17 protein-coding genes and 1 pseudogene are annotated in these 19,443 nt (G+C 68.2%); 8 read left to right on the forward strand and 10 right to left on the reverse strand.

Annotated elements, in window-relative coordinates:
* The first annotated feature begins 464 nt into the window (after nucleotides 1-464).
* From CFB45_RS24060 to CFB45_RS24080, 5 genes are all read left to right on the forward strand, one after another.
* Nucleotides 465-1,736 (forward strand): MFS transporter, encoded by a 1,272-nt coding sequence (locus CFB45_RS24060; RefSeq protein ID WP_089427705.1) that lies wholly within the window; start codon nucleotides 465-467, stop codon nucleotides 1,734-1,736.
* Nucleotides 1,737-1,763: 27 nt separating this feature from the next.
* Entirely contained in the window at nucleotides 1,764-4,184 is a 2,421-nt protein-coding gene (locus tag CFB45_RS24065; RefSeq protein WP_089427706.1) for a glycoside hydrolase family 31 protein, read from the forward strand.
* A 111-nt stretch (nucleotides 4,185-4,295) separates the two neighbouring features.
* Complete coding sequence (locus CFB45_RS24070; RefSeq protein WP_089427707.1) at nucleotides 4,296-5,483, forward strand: porin; 1,188 nt, start codon at nucleotides 4,296-4,298, stop codon at nucleotides 5,481-5,483.
* A gap of 320 nt (nucleotides 5,484-5,803) precedes the next feature.
* Complete coding sequence (locus tag CFB45_RS24075; RefSeq protein WP_089427708.1) at nucleotides 5,804-7,825, forward strand: BCCT family transporter; 2,022 nt, start codon at nucleotides 5,804-5,806, stop codon at nucleotides 7,823-7,825.
* A gap of 52 nt (nucleotides 7,826-7,877) precedes the next feature.
* Complete coding sequence (locus CFB45_RS24080; protein WP_089427709.1) at nucleotides 7,878-8,189, forward strand: hypothetical protein; 312 nt, start codon at nucleotides 7,878-7,880, stop codon at nucleotides 8,187-8,189.
* Nucleotides 8,190-8,288: 99 nt separating this feature from the next.
* On the opposite strand, the gene CFB45_RS24085 is transcribed toward CFB45_RS24080, so the two are convergent.
* Nucleotides 8,289-9,137: a class I SAM-dependent methyltransferase gene (locus tag CFB45_RS24085; protein ID WP_089427710.1), complete on the reverse strand. Its 849-nt coding sequence runs from the start codon at nucleotides 9,135-9,137 to the stop codon at nucleotides 8,289-8,291.
* Nucleotides 9,138-9,304: 167 nt separating this feature from the next.
* Between CFB45_RS24085 and CFB45_RS24090 the strand changes: the two genes are divergently transcribed.
* The 3 genes from CFB45_RS24090 (at nucleotide 9,305) to CFB45_RS24100 (ending at nucleotide 12,535) form a co-directional block, all read left to right on the forward strand.
* Complete coding sequence (locus CFB45_RS24090; RefSeq protein WP_089427711.1) at nucleotides 9,305-10,768, forward strand: metallophosphoesterase family protein; 1,464 nt, start codon at nucleotides 9,305-9,307, stop codon at nucleotides 10,766-10,768.
* Entirely contained in the window at nucleotides 10,765-12,162 is a 1,398-nt protein-coding gene (locus tag CFB45_RS24095) for a cytochrome-c peroxidase (protein ID WP_179255098.1), read from the forward strand. Before CFB45_RS24090 ends, CFB45_RS24095 begins: the two co-directional genes overlap by 4 nt.
* A gap of 97 nt (nucleotides 12,163-12,259) precedes the next feature.
* Nucleotides 12,260-12,535 (forward strand): hypothetical protein, encoded by a 276-nt coding sequence (locus CFB45_RS24100; RefSeq protein WP_011355479.1) that lies wholly within the window; start codon nucleotides 12,260-12,262, stop codon nucleotides 12,533-12,535.
* An 81-nt stretch (nucleotides 12,536-12,616) separates the two neighbouring features.
* Here the strand turns inward: CFB45_RS24100 and CFB45_RS24105 are convergent.
* The 9 genes and pseudogenes from CFB45_RS24105 to gtdA all read right to left on the reverse strand — a co-directional run.
* Nucleotides 12,617-12,934: pseudogene (locus tag CFB45_RS24105) on the reverse strand (PLP-dependent aminotransferase family protein); the annotation flags it as partial.
* A 33-nt stretch (nucleotides 12,935-12,967) separates the two neighbouring features.
* A complete protein-coding gene (locus CFB45_RS24110) occupies nucleotides 12,968-13,390 on the reverse strand; it encodes a DUF6691 family protein (RefSeq protein WP_089427712.1) in 423 nt (140 codons plus the stop codon).
* Nucleotide 13,391: 1 nt separating this feature from the next.
* A complete protein-coding gene (locus tag CFB45_RS24115; RefSeq protein WP_089427713.1) occupies nucleotides 13,392-13,826 on the reverse strand; it encodes a YeeE/YedE family protein in 435 nt (144 codons plus the stop codon).
* Entirely contained in the window at nucleotides 13,816-14,166 is a 351-nt protein-coding gene (locus CFB45_RS24120) for an ArsR/SmtB family transcription factor (RefSeq protein WP_089427714.1), read from the reverse strand. Before CFB45_RS24120 ends, CFB45_RS24115 begins: the two co-directional genes overlap by 11 nt.
* A gap of 102 nt (nucleotides 14,167-14,268) precedes the next feature.
* Complete coding sequence (locus CFB45_RS24125; protein WP_089429121.1) at nucleotides 14,269-15,630, reverse strand: MFS transporter; 1,362 nt, start codon at nucleotides 15,628-15,630, stop codon at nucleotides 14,269-14,271.
* A 79-nt stretch (nucleotides 15,631-15,709) separates the two neighbouring features.
* Nucleotides 15,710-16,918: a 3-hydroxybenzoate 6-monooxygenase gene (locus tag CFB45_RS24130; protein WP_089427715.1), complete on the reverse strand. Its 1,209-nt coding sequence runs from the start codon at nucleotides 16,916-16,918 to the stop codon at nucleotides 15,710-15,712.
* 19 nt (nucleotides 16,919-16,937) lie between these two features.
* A complete protein-coding gene (gene maiA / locus CFB45_RS24135) occupies nucleotides 16,938-17,579 on the reverse strand; it encodes a maleylacetoacetate isomerase (RefSeq protein ID WP_089427716.1) in 642 nt (213 codons plus the stop codon).
* A 25-nt stretch (nucleotides 17,580-17,604) separates the two neighbouring features.
* Complete coding sequence (locus CFB45_RS24140) at nucleotides 17,605-18,303, reverse strand: fumarylacetoacetate hydrolase family protein (RefSeq protein ID WP_089427717.1); 699 nt, start codon at nucleotides 18,301-18,303, stop codon at nucleotides 17,605-17,607.
* Between the two features lie 89 nt (nucleotides 18,304-18,392).
* Complete coding sequence (gene gtdA, locus CFB45_RS24145; RefSeq protein WP_089427718.1) at nucleotides 18,393-19,436, reverse strand: gentisate 1,2-dioxygenase; 1,044 nt, start codon at nucleotides 19,434-19,436, stop codon at nucleotides 18,393-18,395.
* Nucleotides 19,437-19,443: the final 7 nt, after the last annotated feature.

Consider the following 19,443-nt stretch of genomic DNA (forward strand, 5'->3'; position numbering starts at 1 on the left):
AGGGTTGTTGCAAGGATGATGAAAATGAATTTACACAACTCCCGCCTCGAAAAGAAATAAATTTTCATCAGGATTCGTCACGCCGCGCCCCGCGCCTTTCGATCACCCGATGCGCGCACTGCCCCGCCGCACGGGCCTTCGCGCGTGATCGCCGTGCGTTGCCAAGCACGCTGTGTGGCCGTGCTCCTCGGGAAAACCCCGAGCAAGTTCGTTCGAATGCATTTTCACGTTGACCGGATTCGAATTCGAACATAGGATGCTCGAAAATGATCAGTCGTCAGATAACGTCGCAGCTCGACGACGACAAAATGTTCGTTCGAATACCGTATTTTCGATATAAGCCGGCATAACCCGCTCCAATCAAGATCGGACATCGTACGAATAAAACGAATAAGCCATCCCGGGCGGATGGCCCTTACGGATCGGCGGGCGCTGGGCGCCCGCCCCTCTGACAGGAGACAGCAGTGAAGACAGTCAAGGCATTGCGCTGGTGGATCATCGTGCTCGTATGTCTCGGCACGATCCTCAACTACCTCGCACGGAACTCCCTCGCGGTGCTCGCCCCCGAGCTGAAGCAGGTCTTTTCGATCTCGACGCAGCAGTATTCGTACATCGTCGGCGCGTTCCAGATCGGTTACACGATCATGCAGCCCGTGTGCGGCTTCGTCGTCGACCTGATCGGGCTACGGCTCGGGTTCGCGCTGTTCGCGATGCTGTGGTCGATCGTCGGCGTCGCGCACGGCTTCGCGTCGGGCTGGCTGTCGCTCGGCATCCTGCGCGGCTTTCTCGGCCTGTTCGAAGCCGCCGCGATTCCGTCCGGGATGAAGGCGGTCGCCGAATGGTTTCCCGATCGCGAGAAATCCGTCGCGGTCGGCTATTTCAACGCGGGTACGTCGCTCGGCGCCGCGATCGCGCCGCCGCTCGTCGTGTTCCTGTCGATGCGGTTCGGCTGGCAGGCCGCGTTCATGGCCACCGGCGCGCTCGGCTTCGTGTGGGCCGCGCTCTGGTATGCGCAGTACCGGTCGCCGGCCGACCATCCGCGCATCACGCAGCAGGAGCGCGCGCTGATCCGCGACGGCCAGGCGACGATGCCGCCCGTGTCGAAGCGCCGCATTCGCGACGTCGTCACCGCGCGGCGCTTCTGGGCCATCGCGCTGCCGCGCTTCTTCGCCGAGCCCGCGTGGCAGACCTTCAGCTTCTGGATTCCGCTCTATCTCGCGACCGAGCGCCACATGGAACTCAAGCAGATCGCGATCTTCGCGTGGATGCCCTTTCTCGCGGCCGACCTCGGCGGCATCGCGGGCGGCTACCTGTCGCCGTATCTCGCGAAACGGTTCAAGCTGCCGCTCGTGTGGTCGCGCGTTGCCGGCGTCGCGCTCGGCGCGGTGCTGATGCTCGGTCCCGCGATGATCGGGCTCGTCGCGTCGCCGTACATGGCCATCGCGCTGTTCTGCGTCGGCGGCTTCGCGCACCAGATGATCTCCGCGCTCGTCAACACGCTGTCGGCCGACGTGTTCGATCCCGAGGAAGTCGGTACCGCGAGCGGCTTCGCCGGAATGGCCGCGTGGATCGGCGGGCTCGGCTTCTCGCTGCTGGTCGGCGCGCTCGCCGACAAGATCGGCTACGCGCCGCTGTTCGCGTGCCTCGGCCTGTTCGACATCATCGGCGTCACGCTGCTCGCGATGCTGATCCGCGGGCAGTCGAAGCAGGAACGCCTGCTCGCCCGGCACGCCTGACCTTCGCCCTTACCAGGAATCGCATTCATGACTTCGCTTCTTCATCCGCCCGTGTTCCGCGTCGCCGGCCAGCACGCGAACCGTGTGCTGCTCGCGTCCGAGGCGGGCGCAACCGTCGAGATCTTCGTGCTCGAGGATGACATCGTACGGGTGCGCGTGCTGCCCGACGCGACGGCGCGCAACCCGCGCACGTGGTCGATCGCGCCGGGCCTCGACGACGTGTCGCTCGACGGGCGCGACCGCCTCGACTTGAGCGGCTTCGCGCTGCCCTCCTTTACCCTCGTCGAAGACGATGAGAGCGTGTGCATCGAGACCGTACAGATCCGGCTCGCGGTGCGCCGGCAAGGCGGCCATTGCACGTGGTCGATGCGCGGCGCGGACGGCACCTGGCGCGTCGCACTCGCCGACCGTGCGACGCAGGCGTACAACTTCGGCTGGTGGGACGATCGCGCGTATCACTACGTCGCCCGCGAGCGCGGCGACAAGGTGTTCGGCCTCGGCGAACGTGCGGGCGACCTCGACCGCACCGGCGCGCGCTTCGAGATGCGCAACATCGACGCGATGGGCTACAGCGCGAAGCACACCGACCCGCTGTACAAGCACATTCCGTTCTACATCACCTGGTCGCCCGCAGCGTGCCAGGGGTTCGGGCTGTTCTACGACACGCTGTCGGACTGCGCGTTCGACATGGGCCGCGAGCTCGACAACTATCACGGCCCATACCGCTATTTCGTCGCCGAGCACGGCGATCTCGACTACTACTTCATCGCGTCGCCCGACACGCCGCTCGCCGCTGCGCGGCGCTTCACGTGGCTCACCGGGCGCCCCGCGCGCACGCCGAAATGGGGGCTCGGCTATTCGGGCTCAACGATGCGCTACACCGATGCGCCGGACGCGCAGCAGCAGATGAACCAGTTCGTCGAGCAATGCGACACGCACGACATCCTGTGCGATTCGTTCCACCTGTCGTCGGGCTATACGTCGATCGGCGCGAAGCGCTACGTGTTCAACTGGAACCGCGACAAGTTTCCCGACGCGAAGGGCTTCGTGAAGCATTACCGCGACCACGGCATCCGCCTGTGCGCGAACATCAAGCCGTGCCTGCTGCGCGACCATCCCGCATTCGAAGAGGCGGCCAGGCGCGGGCTGCTGATCCGCTCGGCGTCCGGCGAGCCCGCATGGGTGCAGTTCTGGGACGAGGTCGGCGCGTATCTCGACTTCACGCAGCCCGATGCGTACCGCTGGTGGCGCGAGCAGGTCACGTCGGCGCTGCTCGACTACGGGATCGAGTCGACCTGGAACGACAACAACGAGTACGAGATCTGGTCGCCCGACGCGATCGCGCACGGTTTCGGCCAGCCGTATCCCGTGCGTGAAGCGAAGGTGCTGCAGACGATGCTGATGATGCGCGCGTCGCGCGACGCGCAGCGCGCGCATGCGCCGGCGCGGCGGCCGTTCCTCGTGTCGCGCTCCGGCGGCGCCGGCATGCAGCGCTACGTGCAGACCTGGTCCGGCGACAACTATACGTCGTGGGAAACCCTGCGCTACAACCTGAAGATGGGCCTCGGGCTCGCGCTGTCGGGCGTGTCGAACATCGGTCACGACATCGGCGGCTTCTCCGGGCCCGCGCCGTCGCCGGAACTGCTGCTGCGCTGGGTGCAGTTCGGCCTCTTCATGCCGCGCTTCAGCATCCACTCGTGGAACGACGACGGCACCGTCAACGAACCGTGGATGTACCCGGAGATCACCGCGCAGATCGCGTCGCTGATCAAGCAGCGCTACCGTCTGCTGCCCTACCTCTATCACCTGCTGTGGCTGTCGACGACGCGCTACGAACCCGTGCTGCGGCCGACCTTCGCCGATTTCCCCGGCGATGCGCGCTGCTACGACGAATGTGACGACATGATGCTCGGCGACGCGCTGCTCGTCGCGCCGGTCGTCGATCCCGGCCTGACGGCGCGCACCGTCTATCTGCCGTCGGGCGCGCGCTGGTTGTGCTGCGCGAGCGCGCAAGCGTTCAACGGCGGCGCGAGCGTGACGCTGCCCGCGCCGCTCGACACGCCGGTGATGCTGCTGCGCGAGGGCCGCGTGCTGCCGCTGAACGTCGCGGAACAGCATTTCGGCGCGCGTGCCGACACGCGCGGCTTCCTCGTTGCGCCGCGCATCGAGGACGGTGTCGCGTACGGCGAATGCGTCGAGGACGATGGCGAGACGGAAGCATGGCGCGACGGCGAATACGGGCTGTGGCGCATCGAGACCGGCCGCGAAGCGTCGGGCGCGCTCGGCGTATCGGTGCGCTGGGACGGCCGCCCGGCACGCCCGGCCGACCGCGTCGAGATCCTGTTGCCCGCGTCGCTGCACGGCACGGTCGCCGTGCGCGGCGCGCGCATCGAGCAGGATGCGCAGGACGGCGTATGGCGCCGGCTCGTCGTCGCATTCGACAGCTGAACCGCGTCACCCGCGCAAGACGGGCCGTTCACGCGGCCCGCCGCCCGCCACAGAGGAGGCGACCGAGCCTCCCGCCCCCCTTGAAAAGATGAAGAGATCTGGAGATCGTCAATGAAAGCACCCGTCAATCGCTATGCAATCCTGATTTTATCGGCTGCATCGCTCGGCACGACCGCCACCCACGCGCAGAGCAGCGTGACGCTGTACGGTGTCGTCGACGATTCGCTCGCGTACGTGAACAACCAGCAGGGCCACTCGAACGTCTACATGCGCGACGGCAACCTGTATGCGTCGAAGTTCGGGCTGCGCGGTGACGAGGATCTCGGCGGCGGCACGCATGCGATCTTCGACCTGCAGTCCGGCTTCAACCTGAACAACGGCGCGCAATCCGCCGCCGGCCTGATCTTCAATCGCCAGGCGTTCGTCGGCCTGCGCAACGATCACTACGGCACGATGACGGCCGGCCGCCAGTACACGCCCTACTTCCTGTTCGTCGGGCCGTACGCATCGAGCAGCTGGCTGACCGGCGCGACGGGCGCGCATCCGGGTGACATCGACGGCCTCGACACGACGACACGCGTGAACAACTCGGTCACCTATACGTCGCCGACCTTCGCCGGGCTGACCGCCAGCACGATGTATGCCTTCGGCGGCATTGCCGGCGCGACCGGCAAGGGCAACACGTTCAGCGCCGCGCTGCGTTATGCGAACGGGCCGATCGGCGTCGCGGCCGGCTACCTGCGCATCAACAGCTCGGGCTCGTCGGCGGGCTTCCTGAATCCGGCGACCGCCGCGTCGGGCAGCTTCGCGGTGTCGGTGCTGAACCAGGGCTACCTGACCGCGAAGGCCGTCGAGCAGGTCGCGGCGGCCGGCAACTACACGCTCGGCGACCTGACGATGGGTCTCAACTACTCGAACGTGAAGTACCTGCCCGGCAACGGCTCGGCGTTCACGGACACGGCCGTGTTCAACACCTACGGCGCGCTCGCCGCGTACCGCTTCACGCCGGTATTCTCGGTGGCCGGCGCGTTCGCGTACACGCTCGCGTCGAAGGCGAACGGCATCAACAGTGCGGCCCGCTACCAGCAGTATTCGCTGAAGGAGTCGTACAGCCTGTCGAAGCGCACGACGCTCTATGCGCTGCAGGCGTACACGCATTCGAGCGGGCAGACGCTCGGTGCGCAAGGCGCGGGCCACGTGATCGACGCGGCACCGATCGTCGGCGATTCGCAGCAGCTCACGCCGTCGACGACGCGCGGCCAGTTCGTCGGCATGGCCGGGATCGCCGTCACGTTCTGAACCCTCGCGGCAGCGCTTTCGGCGCGCTGCCCCTGCCCCGGACGACACGCGCATTTCCCGCATTCCACGCGCGCCGTCCGGGCGCCCGATAAACGTCCGCCACGGCGTTTGCCGCGCCCCGTCCGCCCGCCGGGCGAACCTCCCGGGTTTTCTCGATCCTCCCAATACCTTACAATTCGTCAGGTTCACCTCTTCTGCATGCCCCCTTCTTGCAGTCCTGACACCGCGGTACACTCGACGCACGCCGTATCAGGGTCCGACGCGCGACACGCGCGCCGGGCGGCGTCGCGCCTCGTTGCGCCCACAACTGGATGCCAGCCATGCCAGATTCCCGTCCCTCGCCCCGCACGACGTTCAAGCCGCAGGTCGTCCTGCCCGCGCTCGCGGTCATCGGCGCACTGCTCGTCGTGTGCGCACTGCACCCGAGCGAAGCCGGCGCGCTGTTCTCCGCCGGCCAGCAATGGGTCATCGCACGCTTCGACTGGTTCTACGTGCTCGCCGTCACCGGCTTCCTCGTGTTTCTCGTGCTGATCGCCGCCAGCGACTTCGGCAACATCCGGCTCGGCCCCGACGACGCCGAACCCGAATTCAGCTTCGTGTCGTGGACGGCGATGCTGTTCGCGGCCGGCATGGGCATCGGCCTGATGTATTTCGGCGTCGGCGAGCCGATGCAGCACTTCCTGAAGCCGCCGACCGTCGACCCCGGCACGCCCGCCGCCGCGCGCGAGGCGATGCTGATGACGTTCTTCCACTGGGGCTTCCACGCGTGGGCGATCTACGGGTTGATGGGGCTCGTGCTCGCGTATTTCGGCTTCCGCTACAACCTGCCGCTGACGCTGCGCTCGGGGCTGTATCCGGTGCTGCGCGAGCGCATCAACGGCTGGATCGGCCACACGGTCGACGCGTTCGCGCTGGTCGGCACGGTCGCCGGCATCGCGACGACGCTCGGCTACGGCGTGATGCAGATCAGCGCCGGCCTGCACACGGTCGTGGGCTGGGACACCAGCGGCAACGCGTTCCGCATCGGGCTGGTCGTGCTGGTCGTGCTGCTCGCGGGTGCTTCCGCCGCGAGTGGCCTCGACAAGGGCGTGCGGCGGCTGTCCGAGCTGAACCTGCTGCTCGCGTTCCTGTTGCTCGCGTTCGTGGTCGTCGCGGGACCGACGTCGTTCCTGCTGCGCGCGCTCGGCGACAACATCGGCCAGTACCTGTCGCATCTCGTCGACCTGTCGTTCCGCACCTATGCGTACGCGTCGCCGCGCGAGGAAGGCTGGTTCGGCGGCTGGACGATCCTTTATTGGGCATGGTGGGTATCGTGGTCGCCGTTCGTCGGCATGTTCATCGCGCGCATCTCGCGTGGCCGCACGATCCGTCAGTTCGTGATCGGCGTGCTGCTCGTGCCGACCGCGTTCAATCTCGTGTGGATGACCGTGTTCGGCAACAGCGCGATCTGGCTCGATACGCACGGCGCGGCCGGCGCGCTAGCGCAGACGGCCACCAACGTCGACGCGCTGCTGTTCCGCTTCTTCGATTTCCTGCCGCTGTCGCAAGGGCTGTCGATCGTCGCGATCGTGCTGATCGCGGTGTTCTTCGTCACGTCCGCCGATTCGGGCGCGTTCGTGCTCGACCAGATCGCGACGCGCGGCAACGCGCACTCGCCCGTGTGGCAACGGCTGTTCTGGGCCGCGCTGCTCGGCGTGACGGCCGCGGTGCTGCTCGTCGCCGGCGGCCTCGGCGCCTTGCAGGCAATGACGCTGATCGCCGCGCTTCCGGTGGCGATCATCATGCTCGCGCTCTGCTACGGGCTGTGGCGCGGGCTCGCGGCCGACCGCGCGCACTATTCGCAGGACATCGCGCCCGCGACGAGCTTCTGGACCGGCCAGCACTGGCGCCACCGCCTGACGCACATCCTGCGGCAGACGACCGAAGCCGAAGCGCGCCAGTTCGTCGCCGAGACGGTCGAGCCCGCGTTGCGCAAGGTCGCCGACGAGCTGCGCGCGAGCGGCGTCGATGCGAACGTGCAGCGCGACAGCGACGATGCCGTGCGGCTCACCGTGCCGACCGCCGACCACCGCGATTTCGTGTACGGCGTGCGCGTGACGGTGAAATCCGCGGCCGCGTTCCTGGTGCGCGAGGCAGCCGAGCCGGAAGCGGAACGGGCCCACGTGTACGGGATCGTCACGTTCTTCGAGGACGGGCGGCTCGGCTACGACGTCGAATACCTGCGCGGCGACGAAGTGATTGCCGATGTGCTGCGCCAGTACGAACGCTACGTGTCGCTCGCGGCTGACAAGCGCACGCATCTGCTGAGCCGCGCGCCGGGGCATGCGACGGAGGCCGAATGAACTCCGCCCTTGCCATGCCGTGGCGGTTCGCCATCCACGATGGAGCGGCACGATGACCGGACTCCTGCAAAGCCGCGCCTCCGACGTCATCGCGCTCGGCACGCTCGCCGTGCTCTATCTCAGCGGCGCCGGCATCGCGCTGTGGCGAATCCGGGCCGCGGCGCCCAGCGGCAAGGTCTACTGGATCGTCTGCGCGGCGCTGCTCGCCGGCGGCGCCATCGCGATGGGCGTCAACCTGTCGCCGGTGCCGGATACCGGGAACATGCCGCCCGGATTTGCACTCGGCGTCGAAGCCGTGCTGCTCGGTCTCGCCCTGGTCGCCGGCGGATGCGCGTGGTTGATGTTGCGCGCGCGGCGACACTGACGCGCGTGTGTCACGCGGCCCGGCTTCGTCCCGCGCGAACGGCCACGCGCGGGGCGAACCGGACGGCCCTTCGTTGACCTGCCTCGTTACCGCAACGCATTACGCGGACGGTGCCCGCGCCGTCACGAGCCAGCATGCCGCGTCGAAGCGCACATCGGCACCCTCCACGTAACGCGCGAACGCGGCACGCATCGTGTCGACCACGCGCCGCCGGGTCGCCTCGTCCACCTCCAGCAACGCCAGCCCGACCGGGCCCAGCCGCGAGATGTAGTCGTCCAGCGCGGAAGCAGGCAGCGCGCACGCCAGATCGACCGGCTCGATCACGATGTCCGCCCAGCCGCTGTCCGACAGCACCGACGCAACGCGCTGCCGGTCGCCGAACGCGAATTGCCCCGGCGCGCCGGGCCGCCGGGCGGGCAGGTTCGGCAGCAACGGCGCGGCGGCTTGCTCGGCGATCGTCATGAATGGATTGTCGGCCGCGCTGCGCCATGCGATGAACCGCATCTGCGCATTCGGCCGTGCCGCATGCCGCAGATTCTCAAAAGCACGAACCGGATCGTCGAAGAACATCACACCCAGGCGCGACACGATCAGGTCGACGCTCGCGGGCTCGAACGCGTGGGTCTGCACATCCGCGCGCACGAAACGGGCGTGAACGCCGCTGCGTTCGGCGCGCGCCTGCGCGGCGTCGATCATCCGGGCAGAGATATCGATGCCCGTGCACTGCGCGTCCGCCGCGAGCCGCCGCGCGATCGCGAGCGTGACCGCGCCCGTGCCGCAGCCGACGTCGAGCACGCTGCGCGCGGACGATGTAGCCGCTGCATCCACGAGCAACTTTTCCAGCGGCTCGAACATCCGGTCGATCGGCGCCTGCGTGTCGACCCACGCGCGCCCCGACGGGCCGTTCCAGAGCGCGGATTGTTCGTCATTGGGCAGGCTGGTTTCCATCGTCGATTCCCCTTCTGGCTCATTGATCGTGCCTCGCACTATGCTGCTTCAAGCCGGCTTGAGGTCAAGCCCCCGGGCCGTGCTCAAGCGCCCTGTCGCGCCCGGTTTTTTTCATATTTCTTACATTCGCGCTGCGTATCGTTGACGACTTTCCTACGGTGCCTCCCATGCGACGACTCCTCACGCGCGCGCTGCTCGTGCGCTGCGCTCCCCTTGCTGCCCTCGCCGCGCTGTCCGCGTGCTCGAACCACATCGATTCGCCGGCCGATCCGGCGAGCGCATCGGCCAACGTCCAGGCCGCATGGGTCGAGATCGGCGAGTCGAACCAGGCGATCGCGCGCGTCATCACGAACTACACACCCGCGTCGGCCGGCGATCCGCTGTGCCCGCAACTGACCGTCGACGGCAAGCTGTCGCGCATGGCCGTGCGCGCGGGCGCCGCTACCCTTGCCCAGCGGCCCACCGCCAGCGATCCGTCCGATTCGAAGCCGTCGAGCTTCCCGGTGTCCGTCTGCGAGATGACGCTGCCGGCCGGCGCGCAGGCGGCGAGCGTCGCGGGCCGCACGCTGCCGCTGCCGAAGGCGCAGCCGCAACGCATCGCGATCATCGCCGATACCGGCTGCCGCATGAAGAAAGCCGACAACGCGTGGCAGGCGTGCAACGACGCGACGGTGTGGCCGTTCGACACGATCGCGGCCAGCGTCGCGAAGCTGTCGCCCGACCTCGTGATGCACATCGGCGACTACCACTATCGCGAGAACGCGTGCCCGCCGGACATCGCCGGCTGTAAGGACAGCCCGTGGGGCTATGGCTGGGATACGTGGCAGGCCGACCTGTTCCGCCCGGCCGCGCCGCTGCTCGCGAAGGCGCCATGGGTCGTCGTGCGCGGCAACCACGAGGAGTGCGCGCGGGCGGGCCAGGGCTGGTTCCGCTTCCTCGATCCGCGCCCGTATTCGGCCGCGCGCTCGTGCGACGATCCGGCCAACGACAACAACGCGAACTATTCGGAACCCTATGCGGTGTCGCTCGGCGGCGGCTCGCAGGTGATCGTGTTCGACACCGCGAAGGTCGGCCGCACGCCGCTCAAGACGACCGACGCGCAATTCGGCATCTACCAGAAGCAGTTCCAGACGGTCGCCGCGCTCGCGTCGAAGGCCGGCATGACGACGACGATCTTCACGAACCACCATCCGATCCTCGCGTTCGCGCCGATCGCCGGCAGCACGCCCGCGCCGGGCAACCTCGCGCTGCAGTCGGTGATGTCGAGCCTCAACGCGCAGGCGTACTACCCGCCCGGCGTGCACGTCGCGCTGCACGGGCACGTGCACGACTTCCAGGCAATCAACTTCTCGTCCGGGCATCCCGCGACGATCGTGTCCGGCAACGGCGGCGACAATCTCGACGTCGCGCTGCCCGACCCGTTCCCGGCCGGCCTGACGCCCGCACCGGGCGCCGTGATCGAACGGCTGTCGCACAACAACAGCTTCGGCTTCCTGATCATGGAACGTCGCGCCGCCCCGGCGACCGGCTGGGTGTTCCACGCGTATTCGGCGGCCGGCAAGCTGCTCGCGTCGTGCGACCAGTCGGGCACGACGCTCGCCTGCGACAAGACGGGGTTCATTGCGCCGTGAGTGAAGGGGTTCGATGTGACGGCCGCCATGCGGGCGGCCTGCAAACGCTGCGCACGCTAGCCACGGCGGTCGTATTCACCGGCCTGACGCTCGCGGCTCACGCCGCGCCGGCCGAAACGGTCCTGCTCCCCGGCGCGCCGCCTTCGCGAGTGGTCGACACGATCGGCAACGGCACGCCGCAGGTGACGGGCAAGATCGATGCGGCGACCGCCCGCTTCGCGCCCGACCCGACGCTCGTCGCGCTCGGCCGCCGGATCTTCTTCGATCCGCGGCTGTCCGAGCCGCGCGGCATGTCGTGCGCGGGCTGCCACGATCCGGGCCGCGCGTTCGCGCCGACGCTGTCGGCCGCCTCGCTCGCGGGGCCCGGTGTGCCGGAAGGCAGCCGGCCCGGGCGTTTCAGCCAGCGCAACGCGCCGTCGCTGCTCTATGTGCGTTACGTGCCGCGCCGCCACTTCTACCAGGATGACGACGCACCCGCGCCGTCGCCGTTCGGCGGCCTGTTCAGCGATGGCCGCGCGGATACGCTCGCCGAGCAGATCCGCGGGCCGCTGTTCGATCCGAACGAGATGAACAACCGGTCGCCGGCCGCGCTGCTGCGCAAGGTCGACGCGACCGAACTCGCGCCCGATCTCGCCGCACGTTTCGGCGCGCCGGTGCGGCGCGATCCCGAGCAACTGGTGCATGCGATGGGCCTGGCCGTCGAGGCCTATCTGCAGAGCGACGAGATGGCGCCGTTCACGTCGCGTTTCGATGTTTTCCTGCGCACGCGCAAGCCACTCGCGCCGGCCGAAATGCGCGGCCTCGCGCTGTTCCGGAATCCCGACAAGGGCAACTGCATGAGCTGCCATACGCTGTCGGAGACGTCGAGCCGCCCGGAGCGTTCGCTCTTCACCGATTTCGGCTACGACGCGATCGCGGTGCCGCGCAACCGCGCGCTGCCGGCGAACCGCGATCCGCGCCATTTCGACAACGGGCTGTGCGACACCGCACGTCGGCTGCGCTGGCCCGAGCCGACGCAATGGTGCGGCTACCTGCGCACGCCGGGGCTGCGCAACGTCGCGGTCAAGCAGACGTTCATGCACAACGGCGTGTTCACGACGCTGCGCGACGCGGTCGCGTTCTACAACACGCGCTCGACCGACCCGGGCTTCTGGTATCACGGGGCCAGAACGTTCGACGACGTGCCGGCCGCCTACCGCGGCAACATCAACGTCAACTCGACGCCGATGAACCGTCGGCCGGGCACGCCACCCGCACTGAGCGACGCGGAAATCGACGACATCGTCGCGTTCCTCGGCACGCTGACCGACGCGCGCTACACGAAGGTTGCGGCTCCTGTGGCGCCCGCCGCTCCTGCTGGCCGGATCACGCGAACCACCGTACCGGCTCGCTGACCCTGGCCGAACGGCCAGCCGCATGCGCACCCGCTTGCGGTCACCGCAAACACTGGTTATATTTACAGTACTGTATTTATGAACAGTGAGGTGCGCGATGGAACATCTGGTCCGTATCGTCAACGAAGCTGATCGCCAAGTGCTGGCGTGGCTCCGCGCTCAGGTCGGTGATGCCCGCGTCGAGCGCGCGGCTCGCCAGCTCGGGCATACGCGCAAGCCCTTCCCGTCCGCCGTATGCCGGTATCTGGGCATGAGCGCACCGGCCACGCTGCGCCAGGCCGAACGGCCGCGCGCCGCTCGCGATTTCTCGGTCGGCGATCGTTACCTGTCGTTGATCCGCCAGCACCTCGCCACGCACTCGGCCAGCCGATGAAATGGCGGCGGCTGGCCGCGTCGGTGGCCCGGAAAGCCGGAGGGCCTGCGAATTCGCTGGCCCGGCCGGCCGACACCATGCTTACGTGGCCGCGGTGGCTTCCCGTACGAGGCGGCCGAGCGTTTCAAATGCCGCTTCGTGCGCCGCATCGGACACGCGCGTGCAAGCGCGCCGGATATAGCCGTCGAAGCGGTCGAAGCGGTCGGAATTCGAGAAGATCGAGCCGGGCGCGATCCTGACTCCGTGCGCGAGCGCGGCGTCGAACAGCGCCTCGGAGCGCATGCCGTCCGGCAGCGCGATCCACAGCAGCATCCCGCCCGGCGGCTGGTTCATCCGCGTTCCGGCCGGGAAATGCCGCGCAATCGCATCGGTCGTCACGTCGCGCTGCACGCGCAACCGCCGCACCCTGCCTGGCACGCGGCGGCCCCGACATCACCGCACACTCCTGCGCCGCTCGACCCACTCGAACACCGCCATCCCTACCAGCATCGCGACGACGAACACGATCCCCTTCGCCGACCCGAAGCCGATCGACACGATCGCGGGCCCCGGGCAGAACCCGGCGATCCCCCAGCCGATGCCGAACACCGCACTTCCGGCAACCAGCCGCACGGTGATCGCACGCACGGCCGGCAACTGCATCGGCAAGCCGAGCCACGTCCGCGTCCGGCGCTTCGCCCAGGCGAACGCGAACACGGCCACGCCCGTCGCACCGGCCATCACGAACGCGAGCGACGGATCCCAGCGGCCCGCCAGGTCGAGAAAACCGAGCACCTTCTGCGGATTGGCCATGCCCGACACGATGAGGCCGGTGCCGAACAGCAGCCCCGCCAGAAACGCGAATCCTGCCTGCATGTCAGCCTCCCAGCACGTGCCGTCGCACGAAGACGGTCGCGAAGCCTGCGACCATGAAGACTACCGTCGCGACCACCGAGCGCAACGCACCGCGCGACATCCCGCACACGCCGTGGCCGCTCGTGCAACCGCCCGCATAGCGCGTGCCGACGCCGACCAGCAGCCCGGCCGCCACCAGTTCGACCCAGCCTGCATCGACAAGCGGCGTCATACGATTCCCTGCGACGTACATCACAAGCGGCGCGGCGATCAGCCCGGCGACGAACGCAGCGCGCCAGTCGCGCTCGCCCGCGCGTGCCGTGAGCAGACCGCCGACGATGCCGCTGATGCCGGCAATCCGGCCGTTGAACGCGACGAGCCACGCGGCCGCGAGCCCGATCAGGACGCCGCCGGCCAGCGACAGCCACGGCGTGAAATGAAGCGCATCAAGCTGCATCGCGCCGCCCCTTCGCGGCCGGGCCGCAGAACTGTTCGTACAACACGCCCATCACCGCGATCGCGGCCGGGCTGTCGAGCGAATAGTGGATGTTCTTGCCCTCGCGGCGCGTGCGAACCAGCGCGTTGTCCCGCAACACGCCGAGCTGCTGCGACAGGGTCGGCTGGCGGATATCCAGCGCCGTCTCGAGATCGCTGACGCACCGCTCGCCTTGCGACAGTTCGCAGAGCAGCAGCAGCCGGTCGGGATTCGACATCACCTTGAGCAGCGCGCAGGCCGATTCGGCAGCCGCACGCATCGGGTCGGGTTCCGGCAACCCGGTGGAAAGATCGTCGTTCATCGGCGCAGGGACACAATTAAAGAATCAATATTATATTGATTTATATAATGATGTTCCCCGCGGTTTACCGGCAGAGGCAGGCGGCCGTGCCCCCTCCGTCGCTCAGGCCTGCTTGCCCGCCATCGCCTTCGCGGCAGTTACGCGCGTCGAATCGGCGCGAACCACACCGAGCGCCAGCACCGCCATCCCCGCGATCACGCACGGCACCGCGACGACGGCGAACGCTGTCGACAACGGCACGCCCATCGCGAGCATCGCGCCGCCCGCCATCGATCCGACGACCGAGCCGCCACGGCCGATCCCGTTCGCCCAGCTCACGCCGGTGGTGCGGCACTCGGTCGGATAGAACGCGGCCGACAACGCGTTCGCGCCGACCTGAGAACCCGACACGCAAAAGCCGGCCGCGAACACGGCGAGCGCGGCGCCCCACGGCGATGCGGCAAACACGCCGATCGCGGCGACGAACACACCGGCCGCCGCATAGCTGCAGGCCAGTACACGATGCGGATCGAAACGGTCCATCAAGCCGCCGAGGACGATCGCGCCGAGCGTGCCGCCGATCTGGAACATCGCGGTGACGCGTGCGGCCGTCTGCAGCGTCGCGCCGGTCGTGCGCAGCAGCGTCGGCAGCCAGCTCGACAGCAGGTAGATCACGAGCAGGCTCATGAAGAACGTGAGCCACAGCAGCAGCGTGCCGCGCAGCAGGTCGGCACCGAACAGGCGGCCAAGCGGCGACCCGGCCGGCTTGCCGTCGGGCGCGATGAACGAAGCGTTCGCAAGATGCGGATCGGGTGCGATGCGCCCCAGCATCGCCGCGATCCGTTCGCGCGCCGCACCTGCGTTGACGAGATAGCGCACCGATTCCGGCAGCCGCCACGCGAGCACCGGCAGCAGCAACAACGGCGCGGCCCCGCCGACGACGAGCACCGCGCGCCAGCCGTGGTGTTCGATCAACGACGCAGCCGCGAGCCCGCCGAGCGCGGAGCCGATCGTGAAGCCGCAGAACATCGTCGTCACCAGCAGCGAACGGCGCCGCGCCGGGCAGTATTCGGACGTGAGCGTGATCGCATTGGGCATCGCGCCACCGAGCCCGAGCCCGGTCACGAAGCGCCACGCGATCAGCTCGGTCAGGCCGCCCGCGCTCGCCGACGCGGCGCTCGCGATGCCGAAGCACGCCACGCAGGCGAGCAGCAGCCGCTTGCGGCCGAACCGGTCGCCGAACGGCCCGAACACGAGCGCGCCGGCCATCAACCCGGCGAGCCCCGCGCCGAACACCGGTGCGAGCTGCGCGGGCGACAGCCCCCATTCCGCGCGGATGACGGGGGCGATGAACCCGATCGATGCGGTATCGAAACCGTCGATCGCGACGATCAGAAAGCACAGGACGACGATCGCGGCCTGAAACGGCGCCACGCGATGCCGGTCGATCCATTCGCTGACGTCGATGGACAGCGTATCGGCCATGATGATGTCTCCTCCAGGAAGGCGGTCGCGCGTCGTGTCGTTGAAATGCGCGCCGCCGGAATCGGCCAACCGCGCCGCGTTACGCGACGGACTTCAGGCAATCCTCCGCGCGCCAGCCGTGCAGCCAGTCGAGCGCGTCGTAGAACTGCGCCTGCGTGCGGCCGACCCAGAGGCCGTTGCGCACCTGCCGCTCGACGCCCTTAGCGTGATAGATCCGCCCCATCTCGCGCGCCGAATACAGCACGCGCGCGGTGCGCGGAATCCGCACACGTTCATACAGCGCGAACGCGGCCTCGAAGTCGACATCGGTCCGGGCGACGGCCGCACCGAGCGTCACCGCGTCCTCGAGCGCCTGGCACGCGCCCTGCGCGATGTATTGCGTCATCGGATGCGCGGCGTCGCCGAGCACCGTCGCGCGGCCTTCGCTCCAGCGTTCGACCGGATCGCGATCGGCGGTCGCCCAGCGCTTCCACGACGTCGGCCGGTCGAGCATCTGCTTCGGCAGCGGATGGACGCCGTCGAAGTACGACAGCACTTCTTCCTTGCTGCCCTCGCGCACGCCCCAGGTTTCCTGCTCGCGGCTGTGGAACGTGACGACGAGGTTGTACTGCCGCCCGCCGCGCAGCGGGTAGTGAACGAGATGGCAATGCGGGCCTGCCCACACGACCGGCGCATTGATCTGCAGGTCCTGCGGCATGTTGTCGACGTCGACCACCGCGCGATACACGACGTGGCCCGTCACGCGATGCGCGTCGCCGATCAGCGCTTGACGGATCGCGGATTTCACGCCGTCGCAGCCGATCACCGCATCGGCGCGATAACGTTCGCCGTGCTGGTCGGTCACGGTCACGCCGTTGCCGTCCTGCTCGAAGCCGCACACCTGCGTGCTCGTCCGGAATTCGATCAGCGGATGATCCTTGACCGCCTCGTAGATCGACAGGTGAATGTCCGCGCGATGAATCACCGCATACGGATTGCCGAAGCGCTCGCGGTACGCGGCGCCCGTATCGACGCGCGCCACCTCGCGCGCATCGACCGCATCCATCAGTTGCAGCCAGTCGGTGAACACCGCCCGGCCGCGCGCGGCCTCGCCGACACCCAGCGCGTCGAGCGCGTTGAATGCGTTCGCCGCGAGCTGGATCCCCGCGCCGATCTCGCCGATCCGGTCGGCCTGTTCGAGCAGCTTCACGCGGATGCCCTGGCGCGCGAGCGCGAGCGCCGTCGCGAGCCCGCCGATGCCGCCGCCGATCACCAGCACGCGCCGGCCGTTGTGTTGTGTCTCGCCCATGTCTGTCTCCTGCTTCGTGTTACGCGACATAATCCGGTTGCCGCTGCGGTTGCGCGGCCTCGAACGCCGGCTCGTGCCGCGCGTGTTCATATACCGCGAGGCTGCGCGGATACGCGCTCAAGTCGCAATCCATCCGCAACGCGTTCGCGACCTGCGGCACGAGGCATACGTCGGCGAGCGTCGGCGTGTCGCCGAAGCACCACGGGCCGTCGTCCGCGCGCGCGAGCAGCCGCTCGACGGCGGCCATCCCTTCCGCGATCCAGTGCCGGTACCACGCGGTCTTCTGCTGCGGCGTGACCTTCAACTCGGTGTCGAGATAGCGCAGCACGCGCAGGTTGTTGACCGGATGGATGTCGCATGCGATCAGCGTCGCGAGTTCCAGCACGCGCGCACGATGGTGCAGTTCGAGCGGAATCAGTCGAGGCGTCGGCTGGATCTGGTCGAGGTAATCGAGGATCGCGAGCGACTGCCCGAGACGAAAATCCCCATCGACCAGCGCCGGCACCGCGGCCGACGGGTTCACGTTCGCGACGTACGCCGCCTCGCGATGCTCGCCGGTGCGGATGTTCACCGGCAGCGTGTCGTACGGCAGCCCTTTCAGCGCGAGCGCGATGCGCACCCGGTAGGACGTCGAACTGTTGAAGAAGCTATGCAGTTGCACGATGTCGCCTTTCGATGAAGATGCGTCAGACCACGCGCACGGTCAGCTCGCCGAGCCGTTCGACGCCGACCTTCATCACGTCGCCCGCGACCACCGCGCCGACGCCTTCGGGCGTGCCCGTGAAGATCACGTCGCCCGGTTCGAGGCGGAAGAACTTCGACAGGTCGGCCACCGTTTCCGCGACCGACCAGATCAGGTGCGACACGTCGCTCTTCTGCTTCGTCGCATTGTTGACGGTCAGCCACAGGCCGCCCTGTTCGAAGTGACCGACGTCGCTCGCCGGATGCACGGGCCCGATCGGCGCCGAGCGGTCGAATGCCTTGCCGATTTCCCACGGACGGCCCATCTCGCGCATCTTCATCTGCAGGTCGCGGCGCGTCATGTCGAGGCCGACCGCGTAGCCCCACACGTGTTCGAGCGCGTGCTCGAGCGGGATGTCCGAACCGCCCTTGCCGATCACCGCGACAAGCTCGGCTTCGTAGTGATAGTTCTGCGTCTGCGACGGATAGGCGAGGTCGAGCGTGTCGCCGTACGCGACCGGCACGATCGAGTCGGCCGGCTTGCAGAAGAAGAACGGCGGCTCGCGATCGGGATCGAAGCCCATTTCACGTGCATGGGCCGCGTAGTTGCGACCGACGCAATACACACGGCGTACCGCGAACTGCGCGTCGCTGCCGGCAACGGGGAGCGCCACGGGCGCTTCGGGCGGGAAAACGAAAGTCATGAATGGCTCCAGTGTCAATACGAATGAAGGGGCGCGCCGCCGCAGCGACGCACGGGAAACGGGAAACGAATCGTCGAAACCGGCCGGCGTCAGTCGCGCGCTTCGCGCAGCAGGTTCAGCGCGGACAGCACAGGCCGGTCGGAATAGCTGAACAGCACGCTGTCGGACGACGCAGACAGCCGCACCGGCGCCCACGACGGCGCGACGAAGATGTCGTGTGGCTCGAAATCGAATGCAACGCCGCCGATATGCGCGGTGCCGCGGCCTTCGACGACGCAGTAGATCGTCGCGTCGGTGCTGCGGTACGTGCGGCCGTCGAAACCGGCAGGCAGGAACTGCATGAAGGTCGCGATCGTCGGCATCGGCCAGCCGCCCGTCGCGGGGTTGACGTAGCGCAGCTTCACGCCGTCCCACGCGTCGAGCTCGCCGTTCCGGTACAGCGCGTCGAGCGCTTCGCGGGTGCGGGCATACGGGTAGCTGAACACCGGCGACGTCGGATCGCTCACGCGATGCCGCACCGGCACCATGTTGTGACCGAAGCGCGCGAAGCTGTCGCCTTCCGGGCGATTCACCGGCTGCACGGCTTCCGGGTAGTTCTCCGCGAAGCCTGCGTCGAGATTCGCGAGCAGCGGGATGTCGAGCCCGTCGAGCCATACGACCGGCTCGCCGCCCGCTTCCTCCGACGGGTTGCCGTGGTCATGCCAAGCCCACGACGGCGTGATGATGAAGTCGCCCGGATACATCGTCGTGCGTTCGCCGTTCACGGCCGTCCACGCGCCACGCCCTTCGACGATGAAGCGCAGCGCCGACTGCGTGTGCCGGTGGCTTGGCGCGATCTCGCCCGGCAGGATCAGCTGCAGGCCCGCGTACAGGGTCGGCGTCATGCTCGACTTGCCGGGCAGCCCCGGGTTCTCCAGCACCAGCACCCGGCGCACGGCTTCTTCCGCGCTGATCACGCTGCCGGCCTGCATCACGAGGTCGCGCACCTGCGCGTACTTCCAGATCGCGGCCTGCGCGGCCGGCTGCGGAGTTTTCGGCACGAGGTTGTGCAGCGATTCCCACAGCGGCGCCAGGCGTTGCTCGGCGATCCGTGCGTAGTAGGCGGCGCGCGACGCGTCCGGGTGGGTCGTCATGATGTCT

The organism is Burkholderia sp. HI2500 (genome assembly GCF_002223055.1).
Classification (GTDB): Bacteria; Pseudomonadota; Gammaproteobacteria; order Burkholderiales; family Burkholderiaceae; genus Burkholderia.

Bases quoted from the DNA above. Each gene is read 5' to 3' on its own strand.
- CFB45_RS24065 (WP_089427706.1), top strand. From the start codon at position 1,764: ATGACTTCGCTTCTTCATCCGCCCGTGTTCCGCGTCGCCGGCCAGCAC.
- CFB45_RS24070 (WP_089427707.1), top strand. From the start codon at position 4,296: ATGAAAGCACCCGTCAATCGCTATGCAATCCTGATTTTATCGGCTGCA.
- CFB45_RS24075 (WP_089427708.1), top strand. From the start codon at position 5,804: ATGCCAGATTCCCGTCCCTCGCCCCGCACGACGTTCAAGCCGCAGGTC.
- CFB45_RS24080 (WP_089427709.1), top strand. From the start codon at position 7,878: ATGACCGGACTCCTGCAAAGCCGCGCCTCCGACGTCATCGCGCTCGGC.
- CFB45_RS24085 (WP_089427710.1), bottom strand. From the start codon at position 9,137: ATGGAAACCAGCCTGCCCAATGACGAACAATCCGCGCTCTGGAACGGC.
- CFB45_RS24090 (WP_089427711.1), top strand. From the start codon at position 9,305: ATGCGACGACTCCTCACGCGCGCGCTGCTCGTGCGCTGCGCTCCCCTT.
- CFB45_RS24100 (WP_011355479.1), top strand. From the start codon at position 12,260: ATGGAACATCTGGTCCGTATCGTCAACGAAGCTGATCGCCAAGTGCTG.
- CFB45_RS24110 (WP_089427712.1), bottom strand. From the start codon at position 13,390: ATGCAGGCAGGATTCGCGTTTCTGGCGGGGCTGCTGTTCGGCACCGGC.
- CFB45_RS24115 (WP_089427713.1), bottom strand. From the start codon at position 13,826: ATGCAGCTTGATGCGCTTCATTTCACGCCGTGGCTGTCGCTGGCCGGC.
- CFB45_RS24120 (WP_089427714.1), bottom strand. From the start codon at position 14,166: ATGAACGACGATCTTTCCACCGGGTTGCCGGAACCCGACCCGATGCGT.
- CFB45_RS24125 (WP_089429121.1), bottom strand. From the start codon at position 15,630: ATGGCCGATACGCTGTCCATCGACGTCAGCGAATGGATCGACCGGCAT.
- CFB45_RS24130 (WP_089427715.1), bottom strand. From the start codon at position 16,918: ATGGGCGAGACACAACACAACGGCCGGCGCGTGCTGGTGATCGGCGGC.
- CFB45_RS24140 (WP_089427717.1), bottom strand. From the start codon at position 18,303: ATGACTTTCGTTTTCCCGCCCGAAGCGCCCGTGGCGCTCCCCGTTGCC.
- gtdA (WP_089427718.1), bottom strand. From the start codon at position 19,436: ATGACGACCCACCCGGACGCGTCGCGCGCCGCCTACTACGCACGGATC.